Here is a 10,688-nt window from a genome sequence, read left to right as displayed (position 1 = left end):
GGCTGTAAAGTCAATCAATATGAGTCAGACGGCATTGCAGCCCAGCTTGAAGCCCAGGGATTTTCAAGGGCGGATCAGGGCCGCACCGCTGATATTTGCATTGTCAACACCTGTGCAGTAACCGCCAGGGCCGGGATGCAGTCCCGCCAGGAAACCAGAAAGCTGATCCGTGAACATCCCGATGCAACAGTGATTGTCACCGGATGCCATGCACAGACAGATCCGGAACAGTTTAAAAAAATTTCAGGGGTAAATCTCATTGTCTGCCACCAGGATAAAAATCTTATCCCTGCATACCTTGCCCGGAAAGCGCCTGAAAAAGATTTATTTGAATTCAGAAAACCTGAATACGGAAAAACGGCATGCTTTGTAGGGTTTGATCAGCCCGTATACGGAACAATGACCCGGGCCTATTTAAAAATCCAGGACGGATGTAACCAGTTCTGCACCTATTGCATTATCCCCTATGCCAGAGGGGCATCGGTATCCATGCCTTTTGAACAGGTCATGGCCCACATTTCAGGCTTAAATGGACAGGGGTTCAAAGAGATAATTCTGACGGGTATCCACACGGGGTTGTATGGTCTTGATTTAAAGCCTGAAACATCTTTGACACAACTTGTAAAAACCCTTGATGACAAAAAAACGGTGGATCAAATAAGGATCTCCTCCATTGAGCCCAATGAAATAACGGATGATCTCATTAATATGGCCCGACCCGGCCATATTTTGTGCGATCACTTCCATATCCCTCTCCAGGCCGGAGACGATGGTGTGCTCTCCCGCATGAAGCGGCCTTATTCAGTTGAACAATTTTCAGAAGTGATCCACAAAATCCATGAAATCCTGCCCCATGCCGGTATTGGTCTTGATTTGATCATGGGATTTCCCGGTGAAACCGACAAGGCGTTTGAAAATACATATAAGCTTGTAGCGGCTCTACCCGTATCCTACCTTCATGTATTTCCCTATTCACCAAGAAAAGGGACACCCGCATGGCATTTTACCCCAAAGGTGCCATCGAACACGGCAAAAAAAAGAGCAGCGCTGATGCGCGAACTTGGTGAACAGAAACGTTCAGATTTTATCAAGTCAAACCAAGGTCGAATTCTAAAGGGCCTGATACAGAATCAAGGGGATCGGCAGACAGGGATGCTTAAGGCAGTGACCACCAACTACCTGACCGTCTTTATTAAGAATGAAAAGGATACACATGGCAATCCGGACAGCCTTAAAGGACAAATAGTTAATCTTAAATATGATCAATGCAGCAACGGCAACTGCCTTGTTGGCCGGATTGTTTCCTGACACCTCAATGTAGTTAATTTTCATCTCATATTGTACATAATAGCAGGCATATAAAATCGAACGATAGAAGAGAGAGGATTCCAAAACTAAAAAATCCCAAGAAGGCTTATCCTTCCGGGATCTTTATTGAGGTGGTGCCGAAGGGGAGATTCGAACTCCCACAAGCGTACGCTCGCTAGTCCCTGAAACTAGTGCGTCTACCAATTCCGCCACTTCGGCACACTCAGGATCGCTTTGTAGGCAGCCCATTTAAAGATTGCGTAAAAGCGATGGTTGAGATATATATATGCGTTTGTTTGGTTTGTCAATAGTATTTTGTTTGAATTTTAAAGGACGACATGGAATTAATTGAAGACTTGAATCAGATTAAGGCCCCCTTTAACAACGCCGTTATTACCATTGGTAATTTTGACGGTGTGCACAAAGGTCACCAGGCGCTGTTCAACCAGGTGATTGAAACGGGGCGCCGAATTGGCGGCACCTGCATAGCCATGACATTTGAACCCCATCCGTTAAGAGCTCTGGGAATTTCCACCCCCCCGTTAATCACCCGGCGGGACCAGAAAATCGAACTGATAAAATCCTCGGGCATAGACGTGCTGATCTGTCTACCCTTTGACAAAGCCTTTGCACAGATATCAGCCCAGGAATTCATCGAAGATATTCTTGTAAAAAAAATCGGCATGAAAACCATAGTTATCGGCCCTGATTATAGCTTTGGAAAAAACAGGGGCGGTAATGTTGCGCTGCTCAAAGCAAAGGGTGGAGAACTTGGGTATGAGACCATTGTACCTGACTGGATACGGGATGTTGAAACTGACACGGAGCGCATTTCCAGCACAAGAATCAGAGAACTTGTCATGGACGGCCATGTGGACCGGGCAAAGCACTATCTTGGACGGTTTTACCAGATCCGGGGCAAGGTGATAAAGGGCCGCAAGCGCGGCGGCAGTCAGCTTGGCTTTCCCACGGCCAATATAAAACTTCATGATGAACTGTGTCCCAAGTTCGGGGTCTATGCGGTAACGGTTGAAACCATTCACGGCAAATTCAAGGGTGTGGCCAATATTGGTTTTTCCCCGACCTTTGGGGATGGGATGTTCACCATTGAGGTTCATATTTTTGATTTTAAAGAAGATATATACGAATCTCGGATACGCGTTAATATGGTGAAACGACTTCGGGACGAAATTAAATTTTCAAATATTGCGCAGCTGTCCGACCAGATCAGAAAGGACATTGAAAAAGCAAAGGAAATTTTAAAATAAATGGCTACTCTTGATATTGTCACTTTCCCCGAACCCTCATTAAAAATGGTCTCAGTGCCTGTTGAGACCATTGATGAGGAGCTGAAAACATTTATTGAGGATATGGGTGAGACCATGTTCCATGATTCTGGGGTAGGCCTTGCCGCCCCCCAGGTCGGCGTAAACCGGCGGGTTATCGTTTATGACCCCAATGCAGCAGAGGAACAAAAAGATCCTGAAGACAAAACATTTATCGCACTGATTAATCCTGAGATCCTGTCCAAATCCAAAGAGACTTTTATCTCTGAACAAGAAGGGTGCTTAAGTGTTGTTGACTACCGGGCCGATGTCAGGCGGCATGCAAGCGTCACGGTACGGGCCATGAATATTGACGGCGAAACCATTGAGTTTGAGGCCCACGGGCTTATGTCCGTTATCATGCAGCATGAAATTGACCATCTTGACGGCATCCTGTTTATTGACAGGATTTCTGCATTGAAAAGGGCCATGTATAAGAAAAGACGGTTAAAACAATTGAAAAACGAAAAATGAAAAAGACCCGCATTGTTTTCATGGGAACCCCGGAATTCTCTGTCCCGGCGTTAGAGGCCCTGGCAAAAGATCCGGGGTTTGACATTTTACTGGCAGTAACCCAGCCGGACCGGCCCAAAGGCCGCGGAAAAAAACTTAGCCCTTCCGCAGTCAAACAGGCCGCACTGAACCTTGGCATTGAGGTGTACCAGCCGGAAAAAATAAATACCCCGGAAGGAATAGCGCTTATTTCCGGTCTTAAACCCGACTATTTTGTGGTGGTTGCCTTTGGACAGATCCTTTCACGGCAGATGCTGGATATCCCGCAAAAATACCCCATAAACATCCACGCCTCCCTTTTGCCAAAATACCGAGGGGCTGCCCCCATCCAGGCGGCAATTTTAAACATGGATGAACATACCGGCGTGACCACCATGGTCATGGCTGAAAAAATGGATGCAGGGGATATTCTGTTGATGGACACAACGCCTGTGGATCCTGAAGAGACGGCGTCAATGCTGCACGACAGACTATCGCTGATGGGTGCCGACCTTATTATTAAAACCATCCACGGCATTGAACACAATCAGGTTACCCCTGTTCCCCAGGATCATTCAAACGCCACCTATGTGACCATGCTTAAAAAATCAGACGGCCGCATTAACTGGAACGGCAGTGCAAGGTCTGTCTGCGCTCACATCAACGCCATGACACCCTGGCCCGGGGCCTTTACGGAACTTTGCGGAAAACGCCTTAAAATTTTCAAGGCTGTTTTGTCATCCTTATCTATTCCGTCATCCGCGTTGCCCGGCACGATTGTCTGCTGCAATGACAAAGGCTTGTTTGTGGCTGCGGGAAACGGTGTGGTCCAGGTGCTTGAACTGATGGGAAGTTCAGGAAAGCGCCTTGATGCAGCCGCATTTCTTTGTGGAAATAAAATTGATCTGCCGGCCTGTTTTAAATGAGCAAGACCACTGATCCACGCTATATCGCCTTTACCCTGATTGAAGCAGGGCAAAAGCCCTTCCTGCCCCTTGACCGTGCCGTTGATGATGCGGCGCTGTCGCTTGAACGCTTAAGTCAAAAGGATAGAGGGCTTTGCCATGCCATTGTATTCGGGGTGTTCAGACACAGGGGACGCATTGATCAATTGATTGGCCACTGCTCTAAGCTTGCCTTTGACCGGATTGATCCCAAGGTAAAAACCATATTGCGGCTTGGGGTCTTCCAGATTGTTTTCCTGGACAGGGTCCCTGATTTTGCAGGCATCGATACCAGTATTGAACTTGCAAAAGCTATCTGCGGCAAAAAGGCTTCCGGGTTCATCAATGCGGTTTTGCGCAATATATCCAGATCCCACAAAAAGATTGCCCTGCCCTGTTTAGATAAAAACCTACCCGGACACCTTGCTGCGGCCTTTTCCATACCATCCTGGCTTGGTAAACGCTGGGCTGCAAGATATGGCAAAGAAAAAACGCTGACCCTTGCGGGCGCTTTGATGGATTTACCCCCGCTGACACTCAGGGTTAATCCACGCAAAAACAGTCGAGAAGAGTTAATTGCAAATTTCGAACGAGCAGGGATCAAATCCCAAATAACACGGTTCAGCCCCTTAGGTCTTCAGGTCCGAACACCCGGTATCGCCATACCGGATCTGCCCGGGTTTAACGAAGGCCTGTTCCAGATTCAGGATGAAGCGGCCCAACTTGCCGTACAGGTTTTAGCCCCCAAGCCCTGCGAAAACATTCTGGATGCCTGTGCAGGCCTTGGCACCAAAACCTGCCATATGGGCCTTGAAATGGGAAACAAAGGCAACATAACAGCCAACGATACCGGTGAAAGCAAAGCCGAACGTTTGAACAGCGAAGCCGGACGTTTGAACATTGATATTATTTGCACCACCCATGTAGACATGGCAAAGGCGGGGTTCAATGATTTTTCATCCTATTTTGACCGGGTGCTTGTGGATGCGCCATGCACAGGCTTAGGTGTCCTTGCCAGAAACCCGGACAGCCGATGGAAACGAAAACCAAACGACGTTATCCGCATGGCAGCCCTGCAGCAAAAAATCCTTAACGGTTCCGCCAATCTGGTGAAACCTGGTGGTGTGCTGGTATACGCAGTCTGTTCCTGTGAACCTGAAGAGACAACCCAGGTGATTCAACGGTTTTTAGACAAGAGGAAGGATTTTTCCCCGGACCCTTCAGGTTTTGAAGCGCGTCTGCCCTTTTTCTGCGAATCCGGGATTAAAACATTTTATAAAACAACCTTTCCTGACCATCTTGAAATGGACGGATTTTTCATAGCCAGGATGAGACGCAATAGGAAAAATTAAAATAGGAGACTATTATGACACTGATCGCCCCTTCTGTTCTCTCTGCTGATTTCACCCGTTTGGGGGAAGAGGTCAAAGCGGTTGAAAAAGCCGGCGCAGACTGGATTCACATTGATGTCATGGACGGACAATTTGTGCCCAACATTTCCTACGGCCCCATTGTTGTGGAGGCGTGTAAACGCGCCACAGATCTGGTGCTGGACGTACACCTGATGATTGAAACCCCCGATGCCAGAATTCCGGATTTTGCCAAAGCAGGGGCCGACTACATCAGCGTCCATGCCGAGGCATGCCCCCATCTGCACCGCAGTCTGCAGCTGATAAAAAGTTTAGGCGTCAAGGCCGGCGTTGCCCTGAATCCGGCCACGCCGTTGTCCGCCATTGAATATGTCATTGATCTGCTTGATCTTGTCCTTATCATGAGTGTCAATCCCGGTTTCGGCGGCCAGAAGTTTATTGATTCGAGCTTAAATAAAATTACCGCGTTGTCCGAAATGCTCTCTGATGCATGCTCCGATGCCATTATCCAGGTGGACGGCGGCGTAAACAATGATACCATGGAAGCTGTGACCCGGGCCGGTGCCCGTTGTTTTGTGGCGGGTTCCGCCATTTTTAACACGCCTGACTATGGAAAAACCATAGACGAGCTTCGCACGCTTTCCGACAAAGGCAAGATATGAACAAAACCACAGCCTAAAGAATTAGGACACCCACACATGAGTACCGCCCAAACCCCGGGACCGTTGACCCGGGGGGAGAGACTTGATTATAAGATTGTCCTGGTTCTAAGCCTGGTCCATTTTACCGGAGATTTTTATTCATCCTTTTTTACCCCTTTGCTGCCGGCATTCCAGACCAAGCTGTCTCTTACCCTGACCCAGGTGGGCCTGATTACCGGTACCGTGCGTTTCTTATCTTTTGTGGTTCAGCCGGTGGTGGGATATATGGCTGACAGGTACGAAACCCGATGGTTTGTGCTCACCGGATTGTTTTTGGTCTTTTTTGTCATTCCCTTTTCCGGTATCGCACCCAATTATTGGATATTGCTAACCACGCTGTGTCTGGGCTCTGTGGGCTCCTCCATGTTTCATCCATCCACTTCTGGTATGGTGAATGTGTATGCCGGAAACCGGGCAGGCTTTGCACAGTCTATTTTCAATACCGGCGGAACTCTGGCCTTTGCTTTGGGTCCTGTGTTCATTACCTCGTATGTGAGCCGCTTTGGCTTGTCTGCCATGCCCTGGACCATGCTTTTGGGTCTCGTTTCCTTTATATTCTGCCTGAAGTATATGCCAAAACCCGTATCCGAAAACCTGGCAGGATTAGGATTCATCAACAGTTTGAAGCGCACCTTTGGAAAGGTCTATAAAACGGTTTTTTTAATCTGGCTGGTCATGGTGCTGCGAGCTGTTGTGGGCCAGACATTTTTAACCTTCATGCCCATTTATCTGACCCGTCAGGACCATACCCTGCCCTCTGTGGGCGTAATTATTGCGCTTTTCACCATTGCCGGGACCCTGTCCGGACTGACCGCAGGCTATTGCGCAGACCGGTTCGGGTTTAAGCCTGTTTTTTTGCTGTCATACCTGCTTATGCCCCCGACTCTTTTGATGTTTTTATACATGCCGGGCTTGGGGGCGTACACCGGCGCCTTTCTTTCCGGTTTTTTTGTGCTGGCCCCCATGCCCTTAGGTGTGGTCATGGCCCAGAAGCTTGCGCCGGGATCCCGGGCCATGGCAGCCAGCCTCATGATGGGACTGGCCTATGGGCTTGGCGGGGTCATTGCCCCGGGAATGGGCCGGCTGGCAGATATTTTCGGACTGACCATCGTTCTTAAATGTACGGCATTTATCCCGCTGGTCTGCCTTGTACCCATTGCTCTGTTTCCCAAAATAAAGTAGGCACGCAGCCCATGCCGGATGTCATATTAATTGCCCCGCCCATCCGGGAATTTTACCTGACAAAGAAACGCACCATTCCCTACGGGCTGGCCTGTATTGCCAAAGAGTTGGAACAGGCCGGATTTTCATGCGCCATCATTGATGCGCTTGCCAGAGATAAATCAAAGGTTATTGAATATCCGAAAGGGTTTGATCACCTGCTTCCCCATTACGGGAAAACCGATATTACCTTGTTCTCCTTGTTCCACCATTACAGACACTTTGGCTACAGTTTTGAGCATATTGCAAATCTGGTCAGACAGGAAAAGCCTTTTTTAGTGGGTATCTCTGCCTTGTTCACCCCCTATTGGAACCAGGCCCTGGACACGGCACGGGCCGTGAAACGATTCTGGCCCAACGCCTTTATTGTTCTTGGGGGCCATCATGCCACCCAGTTTCCCAAAAACTGCCTCGAAAACGACGACATTGATTTTGTCATCCAGGGAGAGGGCGAGACGCCCATGGTACAGCTTGCACAACTGCTAAAAGGGCATCCCCCAGGCAGCTTACCTGAAGCAGATGATTTAAGACAAATCAACGGCATCGGTTTCAGGCTGGGCAATGGTATTGTACTCAATCCGCCGGCCTGGGCAGATTCTCCCCATGGGCTTGACCAGAATGCTTTGGATAAAATCGACTGGCACTTTTACCGGCGCAATAAAAAAGCAGCCATCACCATTGTGGCGTCAAGAGGGTGTCCTTTTTTCTGTTCATATTGCGCGGTGTCTGCATCCAGCAATTATGCGAATTTTCGGATGCGCCCGGTTAATGATGTTCTTGATGAAATCAAATTGCAGGCCAGGTCTAAACAGATTGGGTTCATTGATTTTGAGGATGAAAACTTAACCCTTAAAAAAGCATGGGTACTGGAGCTTTTACACGGCATCCGGCAAATATTCAAGGGAGAGGATATTGAACTGCGCGCCATGAACGGGCTTTTTCCCCCATCCCTTGACATCGAGATCCTGACGGCCATGAAAGCATCCGGCTTTAAAACCCTGAACCTGTCCGTGGGCTCTTTCAGTGCAACCCAGTTAAAGCGCTTTAAACGCCCTGACGTCAGAGATGCCCATGACAGGGTGCTGGAGATCGCCAAGGAACTGGATATGGATTGTGTCTCTTATCTTATTGGGGCCGCTCCAGGTCAGACAGCAGAAACCACCTTAAATGATCTTTTGGCACTTGCGGCCAGAAGAACCATTGCCGGCCTCTCCATTTATTATCCGGCCCCGGGCAGTGCGGATTATACCCTGTGTGAAAAACAGCAGTTGCTGCCCAATGATTTTACCTTAATGCGCTCCACAGCCTTTCCAGTGCCGGATAGGACTTCCAGGCTTGAAGCTGTCACGCTTTTACGCCTGGCAAGAATTTTAAATTTTCTTAAATTCTGTGTGGACCCAAATGGTGTTTTGCCTGAGGCGTTAAGTGCCGACGAAGTTTTAGACATTGAAAACAGCTGCCATGGGAAAATGGACAGATACAAGGCCAGCATCCTTTTAATCCGGATGTTCTTAACAGACGGCATTCCCAGAGGAATGGATCATGAGGGCGGCATCTACCATCATCCCCACAGTATCGATTTATGTAGAAAATTCATTCAAGGGCTTGTTCTCGTTCCAGCAGGCGTTTGAATTTGTGCCTGTCCAGTGGGGTCAGGGTCAAGTGGGGTCAGGGTCAGGCTTGACATTTTGATATACCGCTGATATCTTAATCCACATGGCAAGAAAACCAAGATTACATTATCCAGGCGCTTTTTATCACGTGATGCTCAGAGGCAATGGTGGCCAGGGAATTTTTTTCTCCGAAGATGACCGGCATCACTTTTATTTTCTGCTTGGGGAAGGCTGGAAAAGATACAATCATCGCGTTCACGCATTCTGTCTGATGAGGAACCATGTCCATCTGGTCATTCAGGTTGGAGAAACGCCGCTTTCCCAGATAATGCAAAATTTAAGCTTTCGATATACGCGTTATATAAATTCACGGCAAAAACGGCTTGGTCATCTATTCCAGGGACGATATAAAGCGATTCTTATCGACAAAGACAACTATCTGCTTGAACTCGTCAGATATATTCATTGCAATCCGGTCAGGGCAAAAGTCTGTGAAAATCCAGCTGACTATCAGTGGAGCAGTCACAACGCCTACCTTGGAATACAAAAATACCCATGGCTGACTACAAAGGTTATTTTTTCACAATTTGACCGGAATGAAAGCATTGCCAAAAGGCTTTACACTGATTTTGTTCAAGCCCGGATGGACGAAGGTTACAGGAAAGAGTTCCATACTGGTATGTTTGAAAGCAGGATTTTAGGTAATGACCGTTTCAGTGATGAAGTTCTTGCGGTGGCAGGTGATCAATGGCGATACAGATGGTCATATGACCAATTGATATCGTCCTTATGCTTGATTTACGGAATTGACAATAAAATTCTTCTTGAGCCGGGAAAACGGCAACCTGCCGCTGAAGCAAGAGCTGTTGCCGCTTTACTGGTCCAAGAAAATAATCATATGGCACTGACAGATTTGGGAATGATTTTTAGCAGGGATCTCAGCGCCCTGAGCAGGGCGGCCGGACGGATAAGAGAGCGTCTTCGAAACGATGCCGAATTGCAGGGAAAAATTAAAACAATAAAAATAAACCTTGAGCAAATGTCAAAATGTCGAGCCTGACCCTTTCATGACCCTTTCACCCATTTGGCTCAATTAGAACGGTATTGCTTATCTTTAAAAAAAACAGGTATCGTATTAGTTAACTCATGGACATCAAGGAACATATCAAATATTGGAACGATTCGGCAGAAAATGACTTGTCAGCCGCAAAAAGCCTTTTTGATTCTGGCAAATATGACTGGTGTCTGTTTATTGGACATCTGGTCCTTGAAAAACGGTTGAAATCTCTATTTGTACAAAGCAATGAGAATAAGATCCCTCCTAAAACGCGTAATTTAAACCGACTGGCCCAATTAGCAAAAATTGATTTGTCAGAGGAACAAACCATTTTTTTAGATGAAGTTAATGATTTCAATCTTGAAGTCCGCTATCCGGAATGTAAAAAAGAATTCTATAAAATCTGCACCAAAGAATTTACTGACAATTATTTTACCAAAATACAGGTTGTTGCTGAATGGCTAAAATCCCAAATACAATCTTAAAATCCGTTAAAGACTATATTCTTTTACTGAACCAAAACGGGTTGATGATATCCAAGGCTTTTTTATTCGGCAGTTATGCAAAAGGAAATTTTTGGCTCTCCGAGCTTTTCCGTGGTTGACACTCACCCTAATTTGTAATAACCAGGTCAGCCCCTAAAGTGTCCAAAAGAAT

Annotated in this window: 10 protein-coding genes and 1 tRNA gene; 10 read left to right on the top strand and 1 reads right to left on the bottom strand. The window is 47.3% G+C overall.

Annotation, left to right across the window (positions count from 1 at the left end; genetic code table 11):
- A partial coding sequence (mtaB, locus tag B3D59_RS05120) for a tRNA (N(6)-L-threonylcarbamoyladenosine(37)-C(2))-methylthiotransferase MtaB (protein ID WP_286818171.1) occupies positions 1 to 1,308 on the top strand: 1,308 nt, incomplete at its 5' end.
- A gap of 132 nt (positions 1,309 to 1,440) precedes the next feature.
- Here mtaB and B3D59_RS05115 read toward each other — a convergent pair.
- Positions 1,441 to 1,527 (bottom strand) — tRNA-Leu (locus tag B3D59_RS05115).
- 119 nt (positions 1,528 to 1,646) lie between these two features.
- Here B3D59_RS05115 and B3D59_RS05110 point away from each other — a divergent pair.
- The 9 genes from B3D59_RS05110 to B3D59_RS05070 all read left to right on the top strand — a co-directional run bounded on the left by B3D59_RS05110 (position 1,647) and on the right by B3D59_RS05070 (position 10,516).
- Positions 1,647 to 2,576, top strand: a complete 930-nt coding sequence (locus tag B3D59_RS05110) for a bifunctional riboflavin kinase/FAD synthetase (RefSeq protein ID WP_286818170.1) — start codon at positions 1,647 to 1,649, stop codon at positions 2,574 to 2,576.
- Positions 2,577 to 3,107: a peptide deformylase gene (gene def / locus B3D59_RS05105; protein ID WP_286818169.1), complete on the top strand. Its 531-nt coding sequence runs from the start codon at positions 2,577 to 2,579 to the stop codon at positions 3,105 to 3,107.
- The gene (gene fmt / locus B3D59_RS05100; protein WP_286818168.1) at positions 3,104 to 4,051 is read left to right on the top strand and encodes a methionyl-tRNA formyltransferase; all 948 of its coding nucleotides are present in this window, start codon (positions 3,104 to 3,106) and stop codon (positions 4,049 to 4,051) included. The genes def and fmt overlap by 4 nt, the downstream gene beginning before the upstream one ends.
- Complete coding sequence (gene rsmB / locus B3D59_RS05095) at positions 4,048 to 5,421, top strand: 16S rRNA (cytosine(967)-C(5))-methyltransferase RsmB (protein WP_286818167.1); 1,374 nt, start codon at positions 4,048 to 4,050, stop codon at positions 5,419 to 5,421. The genes fmt and rsmB overlap by 4 nt, the downstream gene beginning before the upstream one ends.
- Positions 5,422 to 5,435: 14 nt before the next feature.
- Positions 5,436 to 6,101: a ribulose-phosphate 3-epimerase gene (gene rpe, locus B3D59_RS05090; RefSeq protein ID WP_286818166.1), complete on the top strand. Its 666-nt coding sequence runs from the start codon at positions 5,436 to 5,438 to the stop codon at positions 6,099 to 6,101.
- A gap of 36 nt (positions 6,102 to 6,137) precedes the next feature.
- Positions 6,138 to 7,322 carry an MFS transporter gene (locus tag B3D59_RS05085; protein ID WP_286818165.1) on the top strand — a complete coding sequence of 395 codons (1,185 nt, stop codon included), beginning with the start codon at positions 6,138 to 6,140 and terminating at the stop codon, positions 7,320 to 7,322.
- Between the two features lie 11 nt (positions 7,323 to 7,333).
- The gene (locus B3D59_RS05080; protein WP_286818164.1) at positions 7,334 to 8,992 is read left to right on the top strand and encodes a B12-binding domain-containing radical SAM protein; all 1,659 of its coding nucleotides are present in this window, start codon (positions 7,334 to 7,336) and stop codon (positions 8,990 to 8,992) included.
- A 133-nt stretch (positions 8,993 to 9,125) separates the two neighbouring features.
- Positions 9,126 to 10,034, top strand: coding sequence for a transposase (locus B3D59_RS05075; protein ID WP_286818163.1), 909 nt, complete (start codon positions 9,126 to 9,128; stop codon positions 10,032 to 10,034).
- An 86-nt stretch (positions 10,035 to 10,120) separates the two neighbouring features.
- Positions 10,121 to 10,516, top strand: a complete 396-nt coding sequence (locus B3D59_RS05070; protein ID WP_286818162.1) for a HEPN domain-containing protein — start codon at positions 10,121 to 10,123, stop codon at positions 10,514 to 10,516.
- Positions 10,517 to 10,688: the final 172 nt, after the last annotated feature.

Origin of the sequence: Desulfobacter sp. UBA2225, assembly GCF_002348205.1 — a bacterium.
Taxonomy (GTDB): Bacteria; Desulfobacterota; Desulfobacteria; order Desulfobacterales; family Desulfobacteraceae; genus Desulfobacter; species Desulfobacter postgatei.
This window is presented reverse-complemented; position numbering and strand designations above follow the sequence as displayed.

Bases quoted from the DNA above. Each gene is read 5' to 3' on its own strand.
- B3D59_RS05110 (WP_286818170.1), top strand. From the start codon at position 1,647: ATGGAATTAATTGAAGACTTGAATCAGATTAAGGCCCCCTTTAACAAC.
- def (WP_286818169.1), top strand. From the start codon at position 2,577: ATGGCTACTCTTGATATTGTCACTTTCCCCGAACCCTCATTAAAAATG.
- fmt (WP_286818168.1), top strand. From the start codon at position 3,104: ATGAAAAAGACCCGCATTGTTTTCATGGGAACCCCGGAATTCTCTGTC.
- rsmB (WP_286818167.1), top strand. From the start codon at position 4,048: ATGAGCAAGACCACTGATCCACGCTATATCGCCTTTACCCTGATTGAA.
- rpe (WP_286818166.1), top strand. From the start codon at position 5,436: ATGACACTGATCGCCCCTTCTGTTCTCTCTGCTGATTTCACCCGTTTG.
- B3D59_RS05085 (WP_286818165.1), top strand. From the start codon at position 6,138: ATGAGTACCGCCCAAACCCCGGGACCGTTGACCCGGGGGGAGAGACTT.
- B3D59_RS05080 (WP_286818164.1), top strand. From the start codon at position 7,334: ATGCCGGATGTCATATTAATTGCCCCGCCCATCCGGGAATTTTACCTG.
- B3D59_RS05075 (WP_286818163.1), top strand. From the start codon at position 9,126: ATGCTCAGAGGCAATGGTGGCCAGGGAATTTTTTTCTCCGAAGATGAC.
- B3D59_RS05070 (WP_286818162.1), top strand. From the start codon at position 10,121: ATGGACATCAAGGAACATATCAAATATTGGAACGATTCGGCAGAAAAT.